The sequence below is a fragment of the Streptomyces sp. NPDC088706 genome (genome assembly GCF_044752765.1).
GTDB lineage: Bacteria > Actinomycetota > Actinomycetes > Streptomycetales > Streptomycetaceae > Streptomyces.
The window spans coordinates 35988-60100 of the sequence record NZ_JBIVLW010000006.1; the positions used below are offsets into that span (position 1 = coordinate 35988).

At 73.2% G+C, this 24113-nt stretch carries 23 protein-coding genes and 2 pseudogenes; 13 read left to right on the forward strand and 12 right to left on the reverse strand.

The genetic code is table 11. The annotated features are described in order from the left end of the window. Positions 1-16: 16 nt before the first annotated feature. Positions 17-877: an NAD(P)H-binding protein gene (locus tag ACIQAK_RS16890; RefSeq protein WP_366389590.1), complete on the reverse strand. Its 861-nt coding sequence runs from the start codon at positions 875-877 to the stop codon at positions 17-19. A gap of 102 nt (positions 878-979) precedes the next feature. Further along, the gene (locus tag ACIQAK_RS16895; RefSeq protein ID WP_366389589.1) at positions 980-1849 is read right to left on the reverse strand and encodes a ScbA/BarX family gamma-butyrolactone biosynthesis protein; all 870 of its coding nucleotides are present in this window, start codon (positions 1847-1849) and stop codon (positions 980-982) included. Positions 1850-2077: 228 nt separating this feature from the next. Here ACIQAK_RS16895 and ACIQAK_RS16900 point away from each other — a divergent pair, with 228 nt between their 5' ends. Beyond that, on the forward strand, positions 2078-2716 hold the full coding sequence (locus ACIQAK_RS16900; RefSeq protein ID WP_366389588.1) for a ScbR family autoregulator-binding transcription factor: 639 nt from the start codon (positions 2078-2080) through the stop codon (positions 2714-2716). Positions 2717-2742: 26 nt separating this feature from the next. Here ACIQAK_RS16900 and ACIQAK_RS16905 read toward each other — a convergent pair whose 3' ends face one another. Further along, positions 2743-3354 carry a LysE family transporter gene (locus ACIQAK_RS16905; protein ID WP_366389587.1) on the reverse strand — a complete coding sequence of 204 codons (612 nt, stop codon included), beginning with the start codon at positions 3352-3354 and terminating at the stop codon, positions 2743-2745. 66 nt (positions 3355-3420) lie between these two features. Here ACIQAK_RS16905 and ACIQAK_RS16910 point away from each other — a divergent pair, with 66 nt between their 5' ends. From ACIQAK_RS16910 to ACIQAK_RS16925, 4 genes are all read left to right on the forward strand, one after another. Then, the gene (locus ACIQAK_RS16910) at positions 3421-4347 is read left to right on the forward strand and encodes a LysR family transcriptional regulator ArgP (protein ID WP_366389586.1); all 927 of its coding nucleotides are present in this window, start codon (positions 3421-3423) and stop codon (positions 4345-4347) included. A 130-nt stretch (positions 4348-4477) separates the two neighbouring features. Further along, positions 4478-5152, forward strand: coding sequence for a response regulator transcription factor (locus ACIQAK_RS16915; RefSeq protein ID WP_366389585.1), 675 nt, complete (start codon positions 4478-4480; stop codon positions 5150-5152). After that, entirely contained in the window at positions 5152-6486 is a 1335-nt protein-coding gene (locus ACIQAK_RS16920) for a HAMP domain-containing sensor histidine kinase (RefSeq protein ID WP_366389584.1), read from the forward strand. Before ACIQAK_RS16915 ends, ACIQAK_RS16920 begins: the two co-directional genes overlap by 1 nt. A 72-nt stretch (positions 6487-6558) precedes the next feature. Beyond that, on the forward strand, positions 6559-7407 hold the full coding sequence (locus ACIQAK_RS16925; protein WP_366389583.1) for an endo alpha-1,4 polygalactosaminidase: 849 nt from the start codon (positions 6559-6561) through the stop codon (positions 7405-7407). 14 nt (positions 7408-7421) lie between these two features. Here ACIQAK_RS16925 and ACIQAK_RS16930 read toward each other — a convergent pair whose 3' ends face one another. Together ACIQAK_RS16930 and ACIQAK_RS16935 are read right to left on the reverse strand one after the other, a co-directional pair. Beyond that, on the reverse strand, positions 7422-8225 hold the full coding sequence (locus ACIQAK_RS16930; protein ID WP_366389582.1) for a VOC family protein: 804 nt from the start codon (positions 8223-8225) through the stop codon (positions 7422-7424). A gap of 99 nt (positions 8226-8324) precedes the next feature. Then, entirely contained in the window at positions 8325-8993 is a 669-nt protein-coding gene (locus tag ACIQAK_RS16935) for a lysophospholipid acyltransferase family protein (protein ID WP_366389581.1), read from the reverse strand. Positions 8994-9414: 421 nt separating this feature from the next. Between ACIQAK_RS16935 and ACIQAK_RS16940 the strand changes: the two genes are divergently transcribed. Then, the gene (locus ACIQAK_RS16940) at positions 9415-9999 is read left to right on the forward strand and encodes a hypothetical protein (RefSeq protein WP_401848365.1); all 585 of its coding nucleotides are present in this window, start codon (positions 9415-9417) and stop codon (positions 9997-9999) included. Here ACIQAK_RS16940 and ACIQAK_RS16945 read toward each other — a convergent pair. The 6 genes from ACIQAK_RS16945 to ACIQAK_RS16970 all read right to left on the reverse strand — a co-directional run bounded on the left by ACIQAK_RS16945 (position 9881) and on the right by ACIQAK_RS16970 (position 16151). Then, positions 9881-11482, reverse strand: coding sequence for a glycoside hydrolase family 13 protein (locus tag ACIQAK_RS16945; protein WP_366389579.1), 1602 nt, complete (start codon positions 11480-11482; stop codon positions 9881-9883). The two genes, ACIQAK_RS16940 and ACIQAK_RS16945, sit on opposite strands and share 119 nt — an antisense overlap. Before the next feature lie 155 nt (positions 11483-11637). After that, a complete protein-coding gene (locus tag ACIQAK_RS16950; protein ID WP_366389578.1) occupies positions 11638-12591 on the reverse strand; it encodes a carbohydrate ABC transporter permease in 954 nt (317 codons plus the stop codon). An 18-nt stretch (positions 12592-12609) separates the two neighbouring features. After that, positions 12610-13578, reverse strand: coding sequence for a sugar ABC transporter permease (locus ACIQAK_RS16955; RefSeq protein ID WP_366389577.1), 969 nt, complete (start codon positions 13576-13578; stop codon positions 12610-12612). 3 nt (positions 13579-13581) lie between these two features. Next, complete coding sequence (locus ACIQAK_RS16960; RefSeq protein WP_366389576.1) at positions 13582-14934, reverse strand: sugar ABC transporter substrate-binding protein; 1353 nt, start codon at positions 14932-14934, stop codon at positions 13582-13584. Positions 14935-15513: 579 nt separating this feature from the next. After that, positions 15514-15675 carry a hypothetical protein gene (locus tag ACIQAK_RS16965; RefSeq protein WP_164711256.1) on the reverse strand — a complete coding sequence of 54 codons (162 nt, stop codon included), beginning with the start codon at positions 15673-15675 and terminating at the stop codon, positions 15514-15516. A 173-nt stretch (positions 15676-15848) separates the two neighbouring features. Then, positions 15849-16151: a hypothetical protein gene (locus ACIQAK_RS16970; RefSeq protein ID WP_366389575.1), complete on the reverse strand. Its 303-nt coding sequence runs from the start codon at positions 16149-16151 to the stop codon at positions 15849-15851. A 187-nt stretch (positions 16152-16338) separates the two neighbouring features. Here ACIQAK_RS16970 and ACIQAK_RS16975 point away from each other — a divergent pair, with 187 nt between their 5' ends. From ACIQAK_RS16975 to ACIQAK_RS16985, 3 genes are all read left to right on the forward strand, one after another. After that, positions 16339-18372, forward strand: coding sequence for an NB-ARC domain-containing protein (locus ACIQAK_RS16975; protein WP_366389574.1), 2034 nt, complete (start codon positions 16339-16341; stop codon positions 18370-18372). Between the two features lie 72 nt (positions 18373-18444). Beyond that, on the forward strand, positions 18445-18948 hold the full coding sequence (locus ACIQAK_RS16980) for a GNAT family N-acetyltransferase (RefSeq protein ID WP_366389573.1): 504 nt from the start codon (positions 18445-18447) through the stop codon (positions 18946-18948). Positions 18949-19169: 221 nt separating this feature from the next. Then, positions 19170-20390 carry a serine hydrolase domain-containing protein gene (locus ACIQAK_RS16985; protein ID WP_366389572.1) on the forward strand — a complete coding sequence of 407 codons (1221 nt, stop codon included), beginning with the start codon at positions 19170-19172 and terminating at the stop codon, positions 20388-20390. Between the two features lie 95 nt (positions 20391-20485). Here ACIQAK_RS16985 and ACIQAK_RS16990 read toward each other — a convergent pair whose 3' ends face one another. Continuing rightward, positions 20486-21271, reverse strand: a complete 786-nt coding sequence (locus ACIQAK_RS16990) for a PepSY domain-containing protein (RefSeq protein ID WP_366389571.1) — start codon at positions 21269-21271, stop codon at positions 20486-20488. A 192-nt stretch (positions 21272-21463) separates the two neighbouring features. Here ACIQAK_RS16990 and ACIQAK_RS16995 point away from each other — a divergent pair, with 192 nt between their 5' ends. The 4 genes and pseudogenes from ACIQAK_RS16995 to ACIQAK_RS17010 form a co-directional block, all read left to right on the forward strand. After that, positions 21464-21706, forward strand: a complete 243-nt coding sequence (locus tag ACIQAK_RS16995; RefSeq protein WP_366389570.1) for a DUF6296 family protein — start codon at positions 21464-21466, stop codon at positions 21704-21706. A 186-nt stretch (positions 21707-21892) separates the two neighbouring features. Then, positions 21893-22654: a DeoR/GlpR family DNA-binding transcription regulator gene (locus ACIQAK_RS17000; RefSeq protein WP_366389632.1), complete on the forward strand. Its 762-nt coding sequence runs from the start codon at positions 21893-21895 to the stop codon at positions 22652-22654. Then, positions 22651-23599 (forward strand): annotated as a pseudogene (gene pfkB, locus ACIQAK_RS17005) (1-phosphofructokinase). The gene ACIQAK_RS17000 and the pseudogene pfkB overlap by 4 nt, the downstream one beginning before the upstream one ends. Before the next feature lie 123 nt (positions 23600-23722). Further along, a pseudogene (locus ACIQAK_RS17010) lies at positions 23723-24037 on the forward strand (PTS sugar transporter subunit IIA); the annotation flags it as partial. Between the last annotated feature and the right edge of the window lie 76 nt (positions 24038-24113).

Genomic DNA, 24113 nt, shown 5'->3' on the forward strand with positions numbered 1-24113 from the left:
CGTCCACGTGCCGGCCCTACGCGCCGGGGCCGGTCGCGCCGAAGGACTGCGCGTTCTCCGCGGCCCAGGTACGGAACGTCCTGGCGGGGCGGCCCGTCAGCTCCTCGACGGTGGGCAGCACGGCCGCCTTGGCCCCCGCGCGCCGGCGCTCCGCGCTTTCGAGGAACGCCTCCGCCACCGGCCGTGGATACTTCGCGAGCAGCGCCTCGCGCGCCCGGTCCAGAGGCAGTTCCTCGAAGCGCAGCGGTCGGCCGAGCATCTGGGAGAGCTGAGCCGTCTGCTCCCGCGCCGTGATCGCCTCCGGGCCCGACACCGCGTACGCCCGTCCCTCGTGGCCCGTCCCGGTCAGGGCGGCGACGGCCACCGCGGCGACGTCCCGCGGATCGACACATGCCACCGGCGAGTCCCCGTGGAGGGCCCGCACCACACCGTCCGACGCGATGCCCGTGGCCCAGGAGAGCGTGTTGGACATGAACGTCCTGGGGCGGACGAACGTCCAGGGAATTCCGGACTCCCGCACGGCCTGCTCGTTGCCCCGCTGGAGGCGGGTGATGAAGTCGTCGGCGTCCGGCTCCTCCACCGCCATCATCGACAGTTTCACCAGGTGGCGCACCCCCGCCGCCGCGGCGGCCGTGGCGACCCTCTCGTCGTCGGGCTCCACGGGGCTGTTGGTCACGAGGAACACCGCGTCTATCCCGCGCAGCGCCCGGTCCAGGGCCTGCCGGTCCGCGTACTCCCCCGCCACGACGTCGACTCCGGGCCCCCGCACCGTCACGCGCTCCGGGCGCCGCGCCAGGATCCGCACCGGGCCGGCGGCCGCCAGCAGACCGGCCACCTCGCGGCCCACCGCGCCGGTCGCTCCCGTCACCAGAATCACGCCACGCGCTCCTCACACATCAGCCTGTCGTCCACCCGCAGCACCCCGCTCGCGCGCCCGGGCCCGCGGTCACCGCTTCAGCCCGCGCCCGCGGTCACCGCTTCAGCCCGCGCCCAGGGGGCCCGACAGCACCGAGTCGAAGACCGGCTCGCCGTCCTGGTGACCCGTCACCCTGAGCCGCGCCTCGCCCGGCGCCGCGCCCGGCAGGGCCTCCGCCGCGATCGCGCACGGGCTGCCGAACTCGGCGTACCGGTGGAAGTGCGTACGCCCTTCGGCGGGGACGAACCCGCCGTCCCCGGCGGCCAGGCACGCGGCCTGTCGCGCCGCTTCCAGCAGCAGCATCCCCGGCACATGGTCGTTGGGCCGCTGGAAGAGCACCGGGTGGCGGGTGTCGACCCGCAGCTCCCAGACCCCTTCGCGGGGCCCCTGCGACAGCACCACGTCCTCGATCCTGCCACGGCCCGCCCGGGCGGCGGCGACCGGCGCCGTCCGCGGTATCGCCACGCCCGGCTCCGCCGATCCGCCGCGCATCCGCTCGTAGACCCGCGGGCTGGTGAACCGCGTCGCGCCCATGCCGGTGGCCACCAACTGCCCGGCGCGGTGCACCACCCAGTCCACCCGCCCCTGCACCGGCAGTCCGCCGCGCCACTTGAGCTCGGAGCAGGTCACCTCGACGTCGATCACCGTGGGCAGGCCGCCCACGGTGAGGTGAGCGGGGCGGGTGGCGTAGTCCAGATCCGCCATCAGGAAGTGGTGGCCGAGGGGGACTCCGTACCCGGCGTGGAAGGCCAGCATCGCCGCCTGCCGCATCGCCTCCGTCACCAGCAGCGGGTCATGACGGTCCGCTCCCACCGGGGCGAAGAACGGATGGTCGTGCGGGAGCACCGCCTCCACGTGGAACCGGTCGGGACCCAGCCGCTCCCAGCTGCGCGGGAAGGCGTCCTGCGTCCTGCTCCGGTGAACCAGTTCCATTCCCACCGGATGCACCACTCGGGCCTCCGAACCCACGGACGACGCCGTTACAGGATCGGTCAACACTGCTGCTTCGGGCATAACTCCCCCCAGGGGTCATGTGATGGGCGAGCCGTTCCTGCGGTGCGCACGCGCTGATAAGATACAGACTAAGCGGTTTTTTTTCTATGCCCAGCTGCCCCGCCTGCCAGACCGCACGAGCGGCACCGCCCGACGAAGGAGACAGGGATGGCCAAGCAGGACCGGGCGATCCGCACCCGCCAGGCAATCCTGATGGCAGCGGCCGAAATTTTCGAGAAGCACGGCTATCAAGCGGCCACCATCACCGAAATACTCAAGATCGCCGGGGTCACGAAAGGCGCGCTCTACTTCCATTTCCCCTCCAAGGAGGAACTCGCGCTCGGTGTGATCGAGGCACAGGAACCCCCGCCGCCCGCTCCTGACCAGCTCCTCAAGCTCCAGGAACTCGTGGACGTGGGGATGCTGTTCAGCCATCGCCTCCACACCAGTCTCCTCGCGCGCGCCGGTGTCCGCCTCTCCATGGACCAGCACGCCCAGGGCCTGGACCGCACCGGCCCCTTCCTCCGCTGGCAGCAGACCACCCACGACCTGCTGACCCGAGCCAAAGAGAACGGTGAACTCCTCCCGCACGTCAACCCCGCCGAGACCGCCGACCTCTACGTCGCGGCCTTCGCCGGCATCCAGGCGGTCTCCCAGACCCTCAGCAACTACCGTGATCTGGAACAGCGTTACACCACGCTGCAGCGGCACATCCTCCCCAGTATCGCCACCCCGTCCATCCTCACCGCCCTGGACCTCAGCCCTCAGCGCACCAGCCAGCTCGCCCGTCCCGTCCCCGCGTACTGAGCGCCGGCGCCGGCCGGCCGCAACGGTCAGGCGGACAGGGCCAGTCGGGTGCCGAGGCCGATCATCATCGCGGCGACGAGCCCGTCCAGGACGCGCCACGACGACGGGCGGGCCAGGACCCCGCTGAGCAGCCGGGCGCCGAAGCCGAGTGCGGTGAACCAGCACACGCTGGCGAGCATCGCGCCCAGCCCGAAGGTCCAGCGCAGCGGGCCGCGGTCGGCGGCGACCGAGCCGAGCAGGAACACGGTGTCGAGGTAGACGTGCGGGTTGAGCCAGGTCATCGCCAGACAGGCGAGTACGGCGCCACGCCTGGCCCCGGAGGGCGCGTCCCACGGATGGAGGGCCGCCGGGCGGAAGACCCGGCGCGCGGCCAGGACGCCGTAGCCGATCAGGAACACACCCCCCAGCAGGGAGACCGCGGTCAGGGCGGACGGCCAGGTCACGACGACGGCACCGACCCCGGCGACACCGAGCGCGATGAGGACCGCGTCGGACAGGGCGCAGATGACGACCACCGCGAGGACGGCCTCCCGGCGGACGCCCTGGCGCAGGACCAGGGCGTTCTGGGCGCCGATGGCGACGATGAGGGAGAGGCCGGTACCGAACCCGGCGGCCGCGGTGGTCAGAGCGTCGGTCATGCGGTAGACGCTAGACAGGTCCCGCATGCGTGTACAGCTAATGATTCTTACGTATCATTAGCCGCTGTGATGGCTGAGCTTCCCCTCGATCAGGTGCGGACCCTGCTGGCCGTCGTCGACGAAGGCACCTTCGACGCGGCGGCGAACGCCCTGCGTGTGACGCCGTCGGCGGTCAGCCAGCGCGTGAAGGCACTGGAGCGGCGCACGGGCCGGGTGCTGCTGATGCGGACGAAGCCGGTGCGGCCCACCGAGTCCGGCGAGGTCGTGGTGCGCTTCGCCCGTCAGCTGGCCCGGCTGGAGCAGGACGCGCAGTCGGCCCTCGGGATGCCCGGCCCCGGTGAGCCGACGCGGCTGACGATCGCGGTGAACTCCGACTCCCTGGCGACCTGGTTCCTGCCCGCTCTCGGCCGCGTACCGCAGGAGCTTGGCATCTGTTACGAGCTGCGCCGGGAGGACCAGGACCACACCGCGGCACTGCTCCGCGAGGGGCTGGTGATGGCGGCGGTGACCTCGTCCCCGGAGGCCGTGTCCGGTTGTTCGGTGCGGAGTCTGGGCCGGATGCGGTATCTGCCGGTGGCGACCGCGTCCTTCGCCGGACGGTGGCTGGGGAGGGGGACGGGGACACCGCTGCGCGAGCTGATCGCGGACGCGCCGGTGGTGGACTTCGACCGGCGTGACGACCTCCAGGACTCCTTCGTCCGCGCGCTGGGGTGCGGTCGGCGGGCGGGCGCGCGGCGCCACTACGTGCCCACATCGGAGGGGTTCGTGGACGCCGTGGTGGCGGGGATGGGCTGGGGCATGCTGCCCGACGTCCAGGCGCGCCCGCTGCTGGAGGCCGGCCTTCTGGTCGCCCTCGCCCCGGACCGTCACGTCGACGTGCCCCTGTACTGGCAGCAGTGGAAGCTCGACTCACCGGCCCTCGCCACCGTGGCCGGGGCGGTGCTGGCCCAGGCGGCGGAGGCACTCGACGGGGGCCGGCCGGGGAGCGGCTGACCGGTTGCCCCGGGCGGCGGGCTCGCGCCTTAGGATGGCGGGTCTCCCCCCGGGCCCGGCCCCCGGTTCCCTCCCCAGGGCCCGCCGGGTCACCCGCGGGGGCCATCCCGAGAGACCTGGAGGCGTCTCCTTGCGCGTGCTGCTGGTGGAGGACGACGACGACCTGCGGGCGGTGACCGCGGCGGGGCTGCGCGAGGCGGGGTTCGCCGTCGACGAGGCGGGCGACTGGCCCGAGGCGGACGTGATGCTGCACGTCACCGCGTACGACTGCGTGGTCCTGGACCGGATGCTGCCCACCGGGGACTCCCTCGGCCGGCTGGAGAGCAGGCGCCGGGCGGGCTGGGCGGTGCCTGTGCTCTGCCTCACCGCGCTGGACACCTTGCCCGACCGGCTGCACGGGCTGGAGAGCGGGGCGGACGACTACCTGGCCAAGCCGTTCGCCCTGCGTGAGCTCGTCCTGCGGGTGCGCAGCCTGACCCGGCGGGCGGCCGAGCGGCTGCCCGCCTTCCTGAGCTGCGCGGACGTGGTGATGGACCTGGCGCGGCGCGAGGTGCGGCGGGGCGGGGTGCTGCTCTCGCTGAGCCCGAAGGAGTACGCCGTGCTCCAGCAGCTCCTGGTGCACCGGGACAGCGTCGTCACGCGTACGGCGCTGCTGGAGCACTGCTGGGACGAGATGGCCGACCCGGTCTCCAACGTGGTGGACGCCGTCATCGCCGGTGTGCGGCGCAAGCTCGGCACCCCGGCTCTCGTGCACACCGTGCGCGGCCAGGGGTTCTTGCTGGGTGCGGGGCCGGGGCCCGCCTGATGGCCGGGACCGCACGGCGGCGCCGCTCCCCGGCCCGGACCCGGCTGCGCCGGCTGCAACTGCGCCTGACCGCGGCGTACACCCTGATCACCGTCGTCGGGCTGAGCTGCCTGTCCTGGCTGGTGATCCGCACCGACGACCGGTCCCGGCAGACGGCCGAGTACGACGAGATGCGCCGCCGGGCCTCCGTCGCCGCCTCGCTCGTCTACTACGAGGACGACCGCATCCGGCTCGACGGCCTCCAGGACGACGAGGCGACCGCGGGCACGCCCCAGATCCTGGTGCTGGAGGACCGGCCCGGCAGCGGCCCGGCCGTGGTCTTCCGGGGCCGCACCCAGCAGTTCGACGTGCCGGCCGCGACGCTCGCCCGGGCGACGCGTTCCGCGATGCGCACCGAGGGGACCGTGCGGGCGCGGGAGCGGGACCGCGCGGGCGGGCCCGTGCGGCTGCTGGCCGTGCCCTTCTACCACGACGCCACCGACAAGGTGGCGGGCGCGGCCGTCGCGGTCGGGGACCCGGAGTACGGGGCGGCCGAGCACCGCAGTCTGGTCCTCTCCCTCGTCGTCGGGTGCGCCGCCCTGAGCGCGCTGGCCGCGCTCACCGGCCATGTGCTCTCCGGGCGGAGCATGCGGCCCGCCTGGCGGGCGCTGGAGCAGCAGGAGCGGCTGCTCGCGGACGCGGCGCACGAGCTGCGGACGCCGGTGGCGGTGATGCGCGGCTCGGTGGAGATGGCCGAGCGCGGTTCGGGCGGGCCGGCGGACCATCTGCCGAGGATCCGCCGGGCGGCGGACCGGATGGGCCATGTGGTGGAGAACCTGCTGACCCGGGGGCGGTTGGAGGCCGCCGTGGAGTCCGTCCGGACCGGGCCGCTGCGGCTGGACCAGCTCGTGGAGGAGGCCTGCGCGGACCTGCCGGAAGGCGGGTACCGGCTGGAGCTGCACCTGCGGGAGTCGGTGGTCGACGCCGACGCGGCGCTGGTGCGGGTGGCCGTACGCAACCTGCTCGACAACGCCGTACGCCACGGTCGTACGCCCGGGTCGCCGGAGCGGGCCGAGCTGCTCGTCTCCGTGCACGGGCCGGAGGTCTCGGTCGCCGACCGCGGTCCGGGGGTGGAGCCCGGGCGGCTGCCGGAGCTGATGGAGCGCTTCCGGTCGCCGGGCGGCGGTACGGGCATCGGCCTCTCGCTGGTGCACCGGGTGGCCCTCGCCCACCGGGGCGGTCTGACCGTGCGGAGCCGGACCGGCGGCGGTGCCGTGTTCGTGCTGCGGCTCGCGCCCGCCCGGTCGCGGCGAAAGCGCGCGGGGAGGGACGGGAGCACGCGTCCGGGGGGCTGACGCTCACGATTCGCTCATGATCGGCCGTTCATGATGCGGGGGCAGGTAAGAAGTCCACGCACAGGAGCCCCCATGCCCCAGCACGCCGCCACCCCCTTCCTCCGCCGCAGGTCCACTCTCGCGGCCCTGGCCGGCGGGGTCGCCGTGACCGCCGGCGCGGGGGTCCTGTTCTCCAGCGCCTTCGCGGCCAAGCCGGCCCCGAAGGTCGTCCTCCCCCAGGCGAACGCCACCTTCGACTACCAGATCGGCGGGGCCTACACCCCGCCCGCCGGGGTCGAGGCGCTCTCCCGCGACCGGGGCGCCAAGCCGGTGCGCGGTCTGTACAACGTCTGCTACGTCAACGCCTTCCAGACCCAGCCGGACGCCATGGACTGGTGGCGGAAGGAGAACCCGGACCTGCTGCTGCGCGACGGCAGCGGCGGGCCGGTCAACGACGAGGCCTGGGGCGAGGCGCTGCTGGACACCTCGACGGCGGCCAAGCGCACCCGGCTCGCCGCGATCGTCGGCGGCTGGATCGACGGCTGCGCGAAGTCCGGTTTCCAGGCGGTGGAGCCGGACAACCTCGATTCGTACGAGCGTTCCGGCGGGCGGCTCACCCGCGCGCACAACGCCGCGTTCGCCAAGCTGCTGGCCACCCGGGCGCACGCGGCGGGGCTGGCGATCGGCCAGAAGAACACCACCGACCTGCTGGAGCAGCGCAAGAGCATCGGCTTCGACTTCGCGGTCGCGGAGGAGTGCGGTCGCTACGACGAGTGCGCCGACTACGCCACCGCGTACGGCAACAAGGTCTTCGTCATCGAATACACCGCCCGCGACTTCACCGAGGCCTGCTCCTCCGTGGGCGGGCAGCTCTCCGTGGTGCGGCGGGACCTCGACGTACGGCCCGCGGGACGGTCGGGGTACGTCTTCCGCACCTGCTGATCCGCCCGGCCCCGTCACTCGGGGGACGCGAGTGCCCGGCGGGCGCTGACCGTGAAGAGGGCGCCCTCGGGGTCGCCGATCATCGACTCCGGGCCGTCGTCCGGGGAGAGGGCCGACGGGGAGACCTCCGCGCCCGCCGCCCGCGCGGCCTCGGTCGCCGCCGTCAGGTCGTCGACCCGGAAGCGGACGTGCCACCGGGGGCGCAGCCGGGGGTCGGGGGACGACCCGTCGCCGCCGCCGCGCAGGGTGGCCACGGTGTGGCCGCCGTGCCGCACGACCACGGTGTCCTGCTTGTAGGCGTAGCCGACCTCGCAGCCGCCGGGTTCGTGGGGGTCCCAGCCGAAGACCTCGGCGTAGAAGATCGCGGCGTCGAACGCGTGGCTCGTGCGCAGTTCGAGGGAGGCGGGTGCACTGCCCCGGCCGATGGACCAGGGCGGGGTACGGCCCTCCCAGAAGCCGAACCCGGCCCCTTCGCGGTCCGCGGCCACGGCTCCCCTGCCGGGGCCGAGCCGGATCGGTCCGACGGCGATCGTGCCGCCGCGTTCCCGTACGCGGGCGGCGGTGGCGTCCACGTCGGCGACGGCGAAATACGGGGTCCAGGTGGTGGCGGTGGGCAGGCCGGGGCCGATGCGGCCGACCCCCGCGACGGGCAGGCCGTCGGCGTGCGCGACGGTGAACCCCTCGCCGAGGGTGCCGGAGCGGAAGGTCCACCCGAGGACGGCCGTGTAGAAGTCCTGTGCGGCGCGCAGGTCCCGGGTCATGAGGCTGACCCAGCAGGGAACTCCGGGCGCGGGGGTGGTCCGCTCTGCCTCCGTCATCGCCGATCCGTCTCCTCGCCGCGACAACCTGCCCTCCATACGTACGCCGCCCGGGTCTGCGGCGCCACCCGGGCGGTGGGCCCGCGACCGCCGTGGCCCTCACCGTACGGCGAGCGCCGCCGCGGGTTCGCCCAGGTGCCGGGCGGCTGTGCGCCAGGCGGTGGTGACGGCGTCACGGGCGGTCGCGGTCGCGGCTTCGACGCCCAGGGGCAGGTGCACCGGCGAACCGAGATGGACATGGAGCCGGGGGCGGCGGGCCGGAGCGGTGAGGAAACCGGCGATCTGCTTGGCGCCGGAGCCGGAGGTCACCCGGCGCGCGCCGGCCTGCCCGAGGGGGACGACGGGCGCGCCGGAGGCGTGGGCCAGGCGGGCGAGGCCGCTGCGGAAGCTCTCCGGCGGCGCCTCGGCCGCGTCCCCGCGCAGCGGCAGCCGGCCCTCCCCGTAGATGAGGACGTGGCGGCCCGCCCCCAGCGCGGCGGCCGCTGTGCCGAGGGCGTCGGCCGCCCGGTGGGTGTTGCGGTGTACGGGGACGTGGCCGCCGCGCTCCAGGAGCCGGCCGAGGACCGGGACGCGCCAGAGGCCGGCGGTGGCCAGGACCACCGGTTCGATGTCGAGGCGCAGCAGCGCGGCGAGGACGACGCCGGGGTCGGCGAGGGAGGTGTGGTTGGCGACGATGATGGAGCCGGGCGCCGGGGCGCCGCCGCGGTCGACGGTGACCGTGAGGCGGCCGAGGCAAGGGACGACGGCGGCTGCGATGCTGCTGAGCACGGCTCTCCTGGGGTTTCTGGTCGGTGAGGTGACCTGCGCGGTCGTGTTCATCGTCGCGGCGGCGTGGGCCTCGGACCTGAGTCCGGATACTCAGCCGGGTGCGCCGGGGTGCTCGGCCTGTCGTGTTCCGGCCGGCGCAAGACGGTGCGCGCCTACGGGCACGGCGGAAATCGTGCGCGACGCGTACGGGCACGGCGGCAGACTGCGGGGTTCATGCGGGACCACCCCCCGAGTCGGAGGCCTCCCCGAGGAGTGGTCCCACATGAACCCCGCCCCCTGCGACATCCCCGCCGCCCTGGTCGCGTCGTACGGCACACCCGGCGACGGCCCGGGCCGTGCGTGGCCGGCCGCATTGCCCCGGCTGGCCGCCGAGTTCCTGGACGGCTGGGGGCTCCGTAGGGACGGGCCGGCCGGCCACGGTATGGCCGGGCTGGTGCTGCCGGTGGTCCGCGCGGACGGTACGCCCGCGGTGCTCAAGCTCCAGCCGCCGGCCGAGGAGATCTCCGGGGTGGCCGCGGGGCTCCGCGCCTGGGACGGCGACGGGGTGGTGCGCTGCTCGACATCGATCCGGTGGCGGGCGCGCAGCTGCGGGAGCGGCTGGACGCGGGACGCCCGCTGTCGGGCGAGCCGGACGACACCGCGGTGCTGGAGGTGCTGGCCGGGCTCATGGCGCGGCTGTCGGCGGTGCCCGCGCCGCCGGGGATGCGCAGGCTCGCCGACATCGCCGCCGCGACGGTCGAGCGGGCGCCCGACGCGCTGGTGCTGCTGCGCGATCCGGTACGCGGTCGGGCAGACCGTCGGCGGTGCCGGGGCGGCCGGATCGCGGCGGTCTCAGAAGCTCGGCCCCGGACGCCGTCGCGGTGTCCGGGGCCGGTTCTCGTACGGGGTCAGACCGCCAGCCACACCGCCGTGTCCCTGGGCAGCCGGCCGTCGTCGTCCAGGGGACCGCTGGCCAGCAGGACGCCGGTGTGGGCCGGGAGTTCGGCGGGGGCATCGGCCAGGTTGACCGCGCAGACCAGGGTGGCGCCCCGCGCGAACACCAGGAGGTCCCGCTCCTCGCTCAGCCAGCGCAGCTGCCCGGTGTGCAGTTCGGGCAGGGAGCGCCGCTGCCGCAGGGCCTCACGGTAGAGGGCCAGCATGGAGGCGGGATCGGTGGCCTGGAGGTCGGCGGCGTGGGCCGCCCAGTTGGCCGGGAGCGGCAGCCAGGGTTCCACCGTCGAGCCGAAGCCCGCGTACGGTTCGTCCGCCGCCCAGGGCAGCGGGGTGCGACAGCCGTCGCGGCCGGGGGCCCGGCCCTGGGAGCGGAAGTACATCGGGTCCTGGATGCGGTCCAGCGGTACGTCGGCCTCCGGCAGGCCCAGCTCCTCGCCCTGGTAGAGGTAGACGGCGCCGGGCAGGGCGAGGGAGAGCAGGGCGGCGGCGCGGGCGCGGCGGGTGCCGAGCTCCGGGTCGCTGGGGACGCCGAACGCCTTGGCTGTGAAGGCGAAGCCGGTGTCCTCGCGGCCGTAGCGGGTGACGGTCCGGGTGATGTCGTGGTTGCACAGGACCCAGGTGGCGGGGGCGCCGACCGGGGCGTGTTCGGCGAGGGTCTCCTCGATGGACCGGCGCAGCCGCTCGCCGTCCCAGGGGCAGCTGAGGAAGCTGAAGTTGAAGGCGGTGTGCAGCTCGTCGGGGCGCAGGTAGCGGGCGAAGCGCTCGGAGTCCGGGAGCCAGACCTCGCCGACGAAGATGGCGTCGAACTCGTCGGCGATGGCCCGCCAGCTCCGGTAGATGTCGTGCAGCTCGTCCCGGTCGACGTACGGGTGTGGCCCCGGGTGCCCGGCGAGGTCGGGGAGCGCCGGGTCCTTGGCGACGAGGGCGGCGGAGTCGACGCGGACCCCGGCGACGCCCCGCTCGAACCAGAAGCGCAGGACGTCCTCGTGCTCCTGGCGGACGGCCGGGTGGGCCCAGTTGAGGTCGGGCTGTTCGGTGGCGAAGAGGTGCAGGTACCACTCGCCGTCCTCGACGCGGGTCCAGGGCCCTCCCCCGAACTCGCTCTCCCAGTCGTTGGGCGGCAGTTCGCCGTGGGCGCCGCGGCCGGGGCGGAAGTGGAAGAGTTCGCGCTCCGGGCTGCCGGGGCCGGCGGCGAGCGCCGCCCGGAACCAGACGTGCTGGTCGGAGACGTGGTTGGGGACGATGTCGATGATGGTGCGGATGCCCGCCTCGCGGGCCTCGGCGATGAGCTTCTCGGCCTCCGCGAGTGTGCCGAAGGCCGGGTCGATGACCCGGTAGTCCGCGACGTCGTAGCCGCCGTCCGCCATCGGGGAGAGGTACCAGGGCGTGAACCAGAGGGCGTCCACGCCGAGTTCGGCCAGGTAGGGCAGCCGGGACCGCACACCCGTCAGATCGCCGGTGCCGTCGCCGTCGCCGTCGGCGAAGCTGCGGACGTAGACCTGGTAAATGACGGCCGAGCGCCACCAGTCGTCGGCGGCGAGCTGGCTGCCTTCCATAAGGCGGGTTCCTTTCGGACGGGCGCGGTGGCCGGCGGGGTCTGCCGGGTCCGCGCAACGGGGAGGTGCTGGAGGTTCTGGCGCCGCCGCCCCGGAGCGGGGCGGGATGCCGGGGGGGGGCGGCGGGTCCTGGGGCCTTCGGTGCCGCCGATCGGTCAGCCCTTCGTGCTCCCCGCGCTGATCCCGGCGATGATGTGCCGCTGGAAGACGAGGAACATCAGGACCATCGGGATGCTCGCGATGACCATGGCGCCGATCAGCACGGTCAGCGGCACGTTCTGGGAGAGCTGGACCAGGGCGACGCTGATCGGCTGCTTCTCGGTGTCGGAGAAGACCATGAGCGGCCAGAGGAAGTCCTGCCACACGGCGACGAGCGCGAAGATCGAGACGACGCCGAGCACCGGCCGGGACAGGGGCAGCACGATGGACCGGAGCGTACGGAGCTTGCCCGCGCCGTCGATCTCCGCCGCCTCCAGCACATCGCGCGGGATCTGGTCGAAGAACCGCTTGAGCAGGTAGAGGTTGAAGGCGTTCGCCACGGCCGGCAGCCAGATGGCCAGCGGGTCGTTCAGCAGGTTGACGTGGATCAGCGGCAGGTCCGCGATGGTCAGGTACTTCGGCACGACGAGGGCCTGGACCGGGACCATCAGGGTGGCGAGGATGCCGCCGAGGATCACCTTGCCGAACGCGGGCCTGAGTTTGGACAGGGCGTAGGCGGCGGCCGTGCAGAAGATGATCTGCAACACCCAGGCACCGGTCGCCTGGACCACCGTGTTCCACAGGTGGGTCGGCAGCCGCATCAGGTCCCAGGCGTCGGTGTAGCCGGTCACCTGCCACTGCTCGGGGACCAGGGTGGGCGGGGTGCGCACCACTTCTTTGGGCGGTTTCATCGCCCCTGTGACCATCCAGTAGACGGGGAAGAGGAACGCGAAGGCGAAGAGGAGGACGACGAGGGCGAACACCGACCAGTACGTGGCCTTGCCGCGCCGCCCGGCGAGCGCGAGCGGGGAGACGATGGTGCGTACGGAGCGCTCGGCGGGGGCGTCCGCCGGCCGCTCGGTGAGGGAGGCGGGCGGCTGCGGTACCGGGGGTGGAGCTGTCTGGGTCATGGTGGGCGGCCGCTCCTCTCAGTCGGTGCGGGTGATTCGCAGATACAGGGCGGAGAAGGCGCTGAGCACCAGCAGGAGCATCACGCTGAGGGCGGACGCGCCACCGAAGTCGTTGTAGAGGAAGGCGTACTTGTAGATCAGGTAGAGCACGGTGACGGTGGAGTTCTCCGGTCCGCCTCCGGTGATGACGAAGGGTTCGGTGAACACCTGCATCGTGGCGATGACCTGGAGCAGCATCAGCATCAGGATGATGAAGCGGGTCTGCGGGATGGTGACGTGCCGGATGCGCTGCCACACGGACGCGCCGTCCAGCTCGGCCGCCTCGTACAGCTCGCCGGGGATGCCCTGGAGCGCGGCGAGGTAGATGAGGACGGTGCCGCCCATGTTGGCCCAGGTGGCCACGACGACGAGGGAGACGAGGGCGGTGTCGGCGCCGTTGGTCCAGTTCGACGCCGGCAGGTGGAGGAAGCCGAGCACCTCGTTGGCGAGGCCCGCGCCCGGATCGTAGAACCACTTCCACAGCAGAGCGCTGACCACCGGGGGGATCATCACCGGGAGGTAGACGACGACCCGGAAGAACGCCTTGGCGTGGCGGAGCTCGTTGAGGACCAGGGCCATGACGAACGGGACGGCGAAGCCGATGACCAGGGCGAGCACGGTGAAGGTGAGCGTGTTGCGCCAGGCCGCCGTGAACTCGGGGTCCTGGAGGACCCGGGTGAAGTTGGCGGTGCCCACCCACTGCGGGTCGGAGCCGGGCGTGTACTTCTGGAACGCGATGATCACCGACCGGACGGCCGGGTACCACGAGAAGAGGATGAAGCAGAGCAGACCGCCGGTCAGGAAGGCGTAGGCGGTGGCCTGGTCGGCGATCTTCCGGCGCAGTGGGCCCAGCGGCCCCCGGCCCGCGGGACGGCCGCTCCGCGAGGGGGGCGTCGCGCGGGCGGGCCGCGTCAGCGCGGGTGGAGCGGGCTGGGAGGTGGTCTTCATGGCTCAGCCCCGGGTCAGGATTCCGTCGATCTTGGCCTGGGCGTCCTTGAGGAGTCGGTCGATGTCGGCGTCCTTCTTGGTGAGGACCGCGGAGACGGCGCCGTCGAGAACGGCGTAGATCTGCTGGCCGTGCTTGGGCTCCAGCTTCATGTCGAGCTGTTGGCCGCCGTCGATGAACGCCTGGTAGTTCTCCACCGGCACGTTGGCGGAGGCCTTCTTCAGCTGCTGGTCCTTGGTGTCGGTGGCGCCGGTGAACAGCCGCGGTTCGGGCAGGCCGACCGGTGACTTGTCCTCGGCGGCGCGGGCGTAGTTGTTCATGTAGCCCTGGCCCGGGGTGAGGAAGGTCCACTCCAGCCACTTGAGTCCGGCCTTGATCTGGGCCGGGGTGGCCTTCTTGTTGAACATGTAGCCGTCGCCGCCCATGAGGGTGCCCTTGCCGCCGGGCATCGGGGCGAACGCCAGGTCCTCGTACTTCCCGCCGGCCTCCTTGACGATGCGCGGCACGTTGTCGGGGGCGGCGAGGTACATGCCGAGCTTGCCGGCGCCCATCATCTGGAGGGTGTCGTTGATGATGAGGAGCTGTTTGGCGCCCATGGAGTTGTCGCGCCAGCGCATGTCCTTCAGGTTCTGCAGGACGGCCTTGCCCTCGGGGGTGTCGACCGTGGCCTGCTTGCCGTCCTCGCTGACGACCGAGCCGCCCTGGGAGTAGATGTGGGCGGTGAAGTGCCAGCCACCCTGGTTCTGGGCGCTGTACTCGGCGAAGCCGACGGTGCCGTTGCCCAGGCCCGCGATCTTCTTGGCGGCGGCCTGGACCTCGGGCCAGGTGGCCGGCGGCTCGGCGGGGTCGAGGCCCGCCTTGGCGAACAGCGCCTTGCTGTAGAGCAGGCCCATGGAGTAGTTGGTGCGCGGGACGCCGTAGACCTTCCCGTCGACCGTGTAGGCGTCACGTAGCGGCTGGGCTATGTCCTTGTACGACGTGAGGTCCTTGACGTAATCGGTGATGTCCGCGGCCTGGTTGATGGAGACGACGCGGTCGGTGTCGGTGAAGTACGTGTAGAACACGTCTTCCATCTGGCCGCCGGCCAGCTTCGCGTCGAACGTCTTGGGGTCCTGGCACGGGAAGGCGTCGTGCGCGGTGATGTCGATGTCCGGGTTCTGCTTCTCGAACGTCTTGACGTCCTCGTCGAACCGCTGGTGGTCGATCTTCGCACTCGGCTGGGGCCAGCAGTTGACGGTGATGCGCGTCCTGCCGTCCGCGGTGCTCCCGCCCTCGGAGTCGCAGGCGGCCAGGCCGGTGGCGGCCAGTGCGGTGGCGACGGCGGTGACGCAGGTACGACGAAGAACAGAACTTCTCATCGGTGGACCCCTCTAGGGCAGGAGTGCGGGAAGCCCACAGCCCCGAGCTGTGTGGCGGACCACACTCAACCACCGCCGACGAATGGCCGCAAGATGTCGCGTTGATTTCGTAAATCATTGACAGCTCTTGACCGTTGTGCGGGACAAGAGCCCATGGAAGCAGGGGCGAAAGGCTGCATACGGAGGGGTGGATCCGACGATTGCGGGCACGGCGCCTCCGCCACATCTGCAACGTCTGCAACATCCGCAAGCGGTGACAGCCATGACGAACCATGGGCCACTGCGGGAAACGCGAGGGAGATGAACCCTTCTGGAGCGAAGCTTCTAGAGCGAAGCTTCGGGAGCGCTCTCCGCGCGGACGCGCGGGCCGCTCACCGGGGCGGGAGGGAACCTCCGGAGGCCGACCGCCGGGTGGCCGCGGTGGTACCGGTGCCCGGAAGCACTCGGTCGGACCGCGGCCCCACCCACGCGCGCCGATGACGGGTGTTCAGTAAGCCGTCGCCCTACACGCGCAAGAACATGGCAATAGTTGCACGACGTCTATCGTCTCGTGATGGACATGTGCACGTCCGTCGCGGCCTAGCGGTAGGCGGCGGACGACCGTACGCCGCCGAAGTCGATGGCGCGGTCCGCGTCGCGGAGGACCTCCTCGGCCACGCGCCGTACCTCGGCGAGCACGTCTCCCTGCTCCTCCACGAGGCCGGCGTAGATCGGTGCTTCGGTGCTGTCTGCGGAACTCATGCGTATCCCCGTCAGGTCTGGTGCGTAAAGCCCCGCCGGTCGGCGGAGCGGGGGCGAGTGTACGTGGTGGGCGCCGGACGCCGCGATTCCCGGTCCGGGGACCGAGACGCCCCGGAGCTGCCGGAACGGCGTCCGGGCCGTGTCCGGCCCCGCCCCCCGCTCAGGCCCCCCGCTCAGAGCTGCCGAGGGCGCGGGGCCGCCGGGGCACGCCGCCGCCCGGCCGCGGGCAGGGGCCGGTGCCCCTCGGTCCACTCGTTCACCCAGCCACAGCCCGAGCAGGCGTAGCGGCCGTCGAGCCCCGCGATCTGGGTACCGCACCGGGCGCATCCGATGTAGGTGATCTCCGGGTGTTCCGTCACCGGCTCCGCGCGGGTCGGCTCCGGCACGGCGGGGACCGGCTCGGGCACGGCTCGGGTCGGCTCCGGCTCGGCGCTGGTGTGCTGCTCCTCGGCGCGGGCCTGCGCGAAGTTCGTCATGACAGCAACGTAACGCAGGGGTGGGACAGTGCCTCGGTCCGCTCGCTCGCCGCGCTCTCCGACGCCGGCGCCCCACCTTCCGGATGCGTCAACTTCCGATCGGGCAGGAGATATTGTCAGCCGTTTCTGACTGCTTTTCGCTATGAACGGAGGCCGCGGGCCTCACCGAGGCAGGATGGCTCGCGTGATGGGCAACCTTCCCGTCGTGACGACCACCTTCGTCGGCCGCGACAGCGAACTGGACGACATCGACCGGGCACTTCAGGATCACCGGCTGGTCACCCTCAGTGGGAGCGGCGGGGTCGGCAAGAGCCGGCTGGCCCTCCGGACCGCCGGGCACGTCCGGGACCGGTACGCGGACGGCGTGTGGTGGGCGGACCTCTCCCATCTGGATGACGACCAGTTGCTCACCACGACGGTCTGCGACGGCGTCGGACTGCTGGACCACAGCCCTCGGCGTCCGGTGGCCGCGCTCTGCGAATGGCTCGCCGACCGCCACCTGCTGCTCGTCCTGGACTGCTGCGAGCGCGTCGTCGACTCCTGCCGGCAGCTCGTCACCGAACTGCTCTCCGCCGCTCCCGGACTGACCGTCCTGGCCACCAGCAGGCAGCCTCTGGGCGCGGAGGGCGAGCACGCCGTGGAGGTGCCCCCGCTCTCCGCCGGCGAGGACGGCGACGAGGCCGTACGGCTCTTCCTCGACCGCGCCGCCACCGTCGTACCCGGACTGGTGCTCGACGCTCCCGGCGACACGGCGGCCGTGGCCGAGATCTGCCGCCGCCTCGAAGGGATACCGCTGGCCGTCGAGCTGGCCTGCGCGCAGCTCCGGGAGAGCAGCGCGCAGGAGATCACCGGGCGGCTGGCCTCCCGGCTGGACGCCCTCAGCGACGACACGCTGTGGCCCCGCCGCCACCGCGCCCTGCGCACCACCATCGGCTGGAGCCACGAGCTCTGCGCCCCGCTGGAGCGGCTGCTGTGGGCGCGGCTCTCCGTCTTCCGGGGCGTCATCATGACGGCCGACGCCGAGGCGGTGTGTGCGGGCGGACCCCTCGGCGCCGAGGAAGTCGCCCCCGCGCTGGAGGGCCTCGCCGAGCAGTCCGTCCTCCGGCGGACCGGCGAGGGCTACCGGATGCTGGACACGCTGCGTGAGTACGGCGCGATGTGGCTCGCCGAGCTGGCGGAGGACGCGCTCTTCACGGACCGGCACGCCCGGCACTTCGCGCAGACGGCCGTGCAGGCGCACACCGGCTGGCTGGGGCCCCGCCAGGTCGAGTGGTACCGCAGGGTCGCCGCCACCCACGCGGACCTCTGCGCGGCCCTGGAGCATCTGCTGGCCGAGGACCCCGAGAAGGCGATGGAGATGGCCGGCTGCGCCGGTCTGTTCTGGAGCTGCTGCGGTCACCTGCACCAGGCCCGGACCTATCTGGAGCGGGTGCTGGCCCTGCCCCTCTCGGCCGGCCCGCACCGCACCCGCGCCCTCTGGGCCCTCGGCATCACGCTGACCCTCCAGGGGGACCATGAGGCGGCCCGCCGTGTCGGTGCTCGGTGCGAGGAGGCCGCCCGGCTCGGCCAGGACGCCGAGGCCGCCCTCTCGGCGGCCCACTCCATGAGCTTCACCTACCTGATGATGGGCCGGCCGCAGACCGCGCACCTGGTCAGCGACCGGGCCCTGCGACTGCACCCGGGGGACCCCGCCGAGTCCCCCTCCCAGATGCGCTGCCGGGTGATACGCCTCTTCGCCCTGTCGGCGCTCGGCCGCCTGGACGAGGCGTACCAGGAGGCCACCCGGCTCCAGCGGATAAGCCTGCGCTTCGGCGAGCACTGGGCGCGGGCCTACGCCGACCACCAGCTCGCCCTCATCCATCTGCTGCGGGGCCGTCCCCGGCACGCCGAGAGCCACGCCCGCGCGATGCTCGCGAGCAAGCACGAGCTGCACGACAGCCTCGGCATCGCCCTCGGCCTCGATCTGCTCGCCGGTGCCATCGCCGCCCAGGGGGACGGGGTCGCGGCGGCCCGTACCTCCGGCACGGGCCACACGTACTGGCGGATCATCGGCCACCCGCACCGCGGCACCCCCGAGCTCGGGGCGATCCGGGAACAGTGGGAGCTCCAGGCCCGGCGGGCGGCGGGCGACTCGGCGTACGAACGGGCCTACCGCCGGGCTTCGGCCGACGACGCCGAGCGCGGCCTGGCCCACGCGCTGGAACGTCAACTCCCCTCGTGACCTCGTGACCTCGCGCGTCCGCCGTTCCCACCGCGGGGCTCGTACGCGGGAGCGGGTCATTAGCATCACGGTATGACGATCATCAGCCGCCTCCGGCCCGGCCACGCCGAGGCCCTGCTCGCGTTCGAGCGGGAGAACCGCGCGTACTTCTCCGCCTCGGTGCCCGACCGGGGCGACGACTACTTCACCGGCTTCGCCGCACGCCACCGGGAACTGCTCGCCGAGCAGGACGCCGGACTGCACCACTTCCATGTCATGGAGGAGCCCGACGGGACGATCCTGGGCCGGATCAACCTCATCGGGGTCGAGGACGGTTCGGCCGAGCTCGGCTACCGGATCGCGGAGAGGGCCGCGGGGCGCGGGCTGGCGACCTGGGCGGTCCGGCAGCTGTGCGGGTCCGCGGTCCGGGAGTACGGGCTGACCCTGCTGCGGGCGGAGACGACGCTCGACAACGCGGGTTCCCGCGCGGTGCTGGCACGAGCCGGGTTCGAGCCGGTCGAGGACGTCATGTTCGGTGACCGCCCGGGGCGACGGTACGTCCTGGAGCTGCGCGGGGACGCCGCCCCGCCCCGGTGAGCGGTACGTGCGGAGGGGGCGGGACGCCGGGCGGGTGGCGGTGATCGGCCGGATGGTCCACCTCAGCGGCGCTTCCCGCGCGGCCGCCCGATGCTGGGCTCGCGGCAGCCGGAGGCCGGCGCCGGCGGAGCAGAGCCAAGGACGCCCTGAGGGCATCCGGTCCACCGGCACCTCCGGGGCCGCACGCACCCGCCCCCACCACACCTTCTGGAGGTACGCCCGTGCCCACACGTCCCCTTCCGCGCGCCCCTTACCGGCCGCTGCGGCGAAGAGCCGTCGTAGCCGCGCTGGCCGCCGCCTCGCTCGCCGGGCTGATGACCGGACCCGCCCGGGCGGGCGGTGACGGGGGCGACGGCAGGCAGAGGCCGGTCGACCGGGAGTTGCAGCACGGGCTCCGGGCGCTGGTGGACGCCCCCGGCGGGCCGCCCGGGGCCATCGCCGTACTGACGGTCGACGGCCGCAGCGAGGTGTACCGGGCCGGTACCGCCGAGCTCGGCACCGAGCGGCCGCCGCGGACCACCGACCACATGCGGATCGCCAGCGTGGCGAAGGCCTTCAGCGGCGCGGTCGCGCTGCACCTGGTCGACAGCGGACGCGTCTCGCTCGACGACACCCTCGGCCGGTGGCTGCCCCGGCTGCCCGCCGCCTGGCACCGGGTCACCGTCGGCCAGCTCCTCAACCACACCAGCGGGCTGCCGGACTACACCGAGGACCCCGCGTTCATCGCCGAGTTCGCCGCCGATCCGCGCCGGCGCTTCGACTCGCGCGAGCTGCTGCGGTACGTGTCCGGGGACCCGCTGCGCTTCCGGCCGGGTTCGGCGTACCGGTACTCCAACTCCGACAACATCGCCGTGGCCCTCGTCGCCGAGGCCGCGACGGGCACCCGCTACGAGCGGCTGCTGGCCGAGATCGTGTACCGGCCGCTGGGGCTGGGGTCCACCTCGCTGCCCCAGGGGTACCGGCTGCCCGAGCCGTACCTGCACGGCTACGACGTGGATCCGCCCAACCGGCCGCAGGACATCTCCACCGCGCTCGGCGCCTCCGGGGTGTGGGCGTCCGGCGGCATCGTCTCCACACCTGGGGAGCTGGGCGCCTTCATCCGCGCCTGGGCCGGTGGCCGGGACCTGGGTCCGCGGACCCGCCGCCGGCAGCTGACGTTCGTGGCGGGCAGTTCCGAACCGGCGGGGCCCGGGCGCAACGAGGCCGGGCTCGCCCTCTTCGCGTACCGGACGCGGTGCGGGACCGTGTACGGCCACACCGGCAACTTCCCCGGCTACACCCAGCTGGCGGCGGCCACCAAGGACGGCGAGCGGTCGCTGACCGTCTCACTCACCTCGCAGGTCAACAGCGTCACGAACCCCCGGCTGCTGGCCACCCTCCGCGGTCTCCAGGAGGACTTCGTCTGCCGGCTGCTCGACCGGCGCAAGCCGTCGCGGGCATAGGGGAAGGGGTGCGCCGGGCGTCCGGCGTACCCCTTCGCGCGCTCGGTGGTGCGCCCGCACCGGCACACCACCGAGGTCACACCGTCCGGGGACGGTCAGTCGTTGTCGGTCTCCTCGCGGACGATGGTGTCGTTCTTGGCGTCCACGTCGAAAGTGGTCTTCTTCCAGTCGGAGCCGACCACGTCGACCGACCAGATCACCACGTTGCCGTCGTTCTCGTCCAGGCCGACGGAGGTGACGGTCCCCTTCTTCTTCTGCGTGGCGACCTTGGCCGCCTGCTCGGGCGTCTGCGTGGCCGCGGCGAGCCGATCGGCCGTCTGCTGCTTGTCCTCGGCGTCCTGGTCCGCGTCGACACGGGCCTCGATCACCTTGCCGTCGACCGCGTTGATCCGCACGGTGTGGACCGTGCCGTCCTTCTCGGCGACTTCCGCGACCCAGACGGGACCGTCGGCACCCGGGCTCGCGCTCGGCGAACCGGTCGCGGTGGGGCTGCCGGTCGGGCTGGGGCTGCCGGTCGGGCTGGGGCTCGCGCCGCTGTCGTCGTCGTCCACACCCTCCAGATCCAGGTCGACGAGCTTGCTGTTGGCCACTTCGCCGACCGCGGTCGTCGCGGCGTCGTCGAAGGTGACCTTGGTGGCGTCCAGCACCCTCTTGCGCTCCTGCTGGTCCTCGGTCAGCGCCGCGGTGGCCGACGGGGACGCCGTCGTCTGCTGCGGAAGGACCTTCGCGGCTTCGGTGGCCGCGGACGTCGCGCTGTCCGAGCTCTGACCGCATGCCGTCAGCAGGAGAGCGGCGGCTGCCAGGCAGGCGGCGGCACCGGTCGCCTTGAGGTTGCGGGAGCGTGGGGAAAGACGGTTGTTTCGTCGGGGCTCAAGTCTCATGTACGCATGCCTAGCCCTCCCGGCGACCGGTCATGTTGTCCTACCGCCCGGAGTCACCCGATCGACCGGACACCTCCGCCCGTTGGCCGTCGCACAACACCCTCCTCCCTCCGCTCCCCGGGCGGCGCCCGCCCGGGTGGGAAACAATGGAGTCAGGGCCGGCTGTCGTCGTGGCCCCGCCGGGAGGCCGTCATGGAGCACACGGAACGTTACGAACTCATCTTCCGGATGTCCGGAGCCGAGGACGACGTGGTCGCCGTCCGGCTGACCGACCGGACCGGGGCGGGCGGATCTCCGGTGTACGAGGACGAGAGCGGCATCGTCCGGGCCGAGATCAGCGACCGGGGCGAGGTGCGGATGCTCGCCAGCGGAGGACACCAGGCTCCCGGCACCCCGCTGCTCGCCCGGCCGCTGAGCGAGGGCGCTCCCGGGTAGCGCCGAGCACACGGATCGGCGGGGCGCACCGGTGGCCGGTGCGCCCCGCCGACGCATGCGCCCACGCGAGTACGTCTCGTGCCCGTGCATGCCCACGCCCCGCCCGAATGTGTCTACTTTCTCCTACACCGCACGTAACCTGAGCCCGAAACCACAGACTCGGGCATGAAACGGATACGAAACCACATGTACGCACCGGAGCGTCAGCAGGGGATCCTCCGCCTCGCCCGGGAGGGCGGCCGGGTCGACGTGCTCTCCCTGGCCGAGGAGTTCCAGGTGACCGCCGAGACCGTCCGGCGTGATCTCAAGGTGCTCGACCGGGCGGGACTGCTGCGCCGGGTGCACGGCGGTGCCATCCCTCTCGGGCGGCTCGACCTCGAGCCCGACCTCGCCGAGCGCGACGCCGTGGCCGCCGACGAGAAGGACCGCATCGCGCGGGCGGCACTGGCCGAGCTCCCCGCGGACGGCAACGTGATCATCGACGCCGGGACCACGACGGCCCGGCTCGCCGCGGCCGTCCCCCTCGACGCGGCGCTGACCGTGGTGACGCACGCGCTGCCGGTCGCCGCCCGCCTCGCCGACCACCCGGGCATCGCGCTGCACCTGGTCGGCGGGCGGGTCCGGCACCGGACGCGGGCGGCGGTCGACGCCTGGGCGCTCGGCGCGTACGCCGAGATCAGCGCCGACGTCGTCTTCCTCGCCACCAACGGCTACGCGCCCGGCAGCGGCCTCACCACGCCCGACCTCGCCGAGGCCGCCGTGAAGCGCGCGGTGGTCAAGGCCGCCCGCCGGGTCGTCCTGCTCGCCGACTCGGGCAAGTTCGGGCAGCGGCACTTCGCCCGCTTCGGTGACCTGACCGACGTGGACCTCCTCATCACCGACACGGGCCTCAGCCCCGACGACGCCCGCTCGATCGAGAGCCGGGGCACGGAAGTAGTACGCGCATGATCCTCACCGTCACCCCCAACCCCAGCCTGGACCGGACCTACGAGCTGCCCGACCTGGTCCGCGGCACCGTCCTGCGGGCCACGGCCGACCGCGTCGACCCGGGCGGCAAGGGCGTCAACGTCTCCCGCGCGGTCGCGGCGGCCGGCCACCGCACCGTCGCCGTCGCCCCGATGGGCGGTCCGGAGGGCGCGCTGCTCGCCCGGCTGCTCGGCGAGCACGGCATCGAGGCCGCGGGGGTCCCGGTCGCCGGCAGCACCCGGATCAACGTCTCGCTCATCGAGTCCGACTCCACGCTCACCAAGATCAACGCCACCGGGCCCGAGCTCAGCCCCGCCGAGGCGGAGGCCCTCCTGGAGGCCGTACGGGCCCGCTCCGCCTCCGCCGACTGGATCGCGTGCTGCGGCAGCCTGCCCCGCGGGCTGCCATCCCAGTGGTACGCGGAGCTGGTCGCCCGCAGCCACCGGGCCGGTACGCGCATGGCCCTGGACACCTTCGGCGCGGCGCTGACCGCCGCGCTGCGGGAGGGGCCCGACGTGATCAAGCCCAACGTCCAGGAGCTCGGCGAGGCCGTCGGCCGTCCGCTCGCCACGGTCGGTGACGCGCTGGAGGCGGCCGAGGAGCTGCGCGGGCGGGGCGCCCGCTCGGTGCTGCCGAGCCTCGGGGCCGACGGGCAGTTGCTGGTGGAGGCGTCGGGCTCGTACTTCGCGAGCGCCCGGGCCGGGACCGTACGCAGCGATGTGGGCGCCGGGGACGCCTCCCTCGCCGGTTTCCTCACGGCGGGCGGACAGGGCCCCGAGGCGCTCGCCGCAGCCGTCGCCCCATGGCGCGGCGGCGGTGCAGCTGGCGGGGAGCCTCATGCCCACACCGGCCGATCTCGATCCGGCGGCGGTCGCGTCGAGCGCCGATGTCCCCGTGGACCACCCGCTGACGGAGCCCGCCCCATGACAGCCCCGAACACCCCGAACCCCGGTGCCCCCGCGGTCCGCGCCCCGAGTCCCGTCCGAACGAGCCCGCCGCCTTTCGTCCCCCGAGCCGCCGCCGGGCGGTCCCCGAGCAAGGAGCACCGCGATGAGTGAGCTGATCACCGCGGAACTGGTCGGCCTCGATCTGTCCGCCGCGACGAAGGACGCCGCCGCGAGGTCGCTCGCCGAGCGGATGGTGGCCGCGCACCGCGTCACCGACCTCGACGGCTTCCTGGCCGACGTCGCCGCCCGCGAGGCGCAGATGCCGACGGGCCTCGACGGCGGGATCGGCATCCCGCACTGCCGGAGCGAGCAGGTGAGCGCCCCGACGCTGGCCTTCGGGCGCAGCGCCCGGGGCATCGACTTCGGCGCGGCTGACGGTCCCGCGGACCTGATCTTCCTGATCGCGGCGCCTGCCGCTGATCGGTGAACCGTTCCTGTACCTGCTGGCGATCGCCGCCGGCACCCTCGCGGCCACCGGCCTGGTCGTCCTGCTG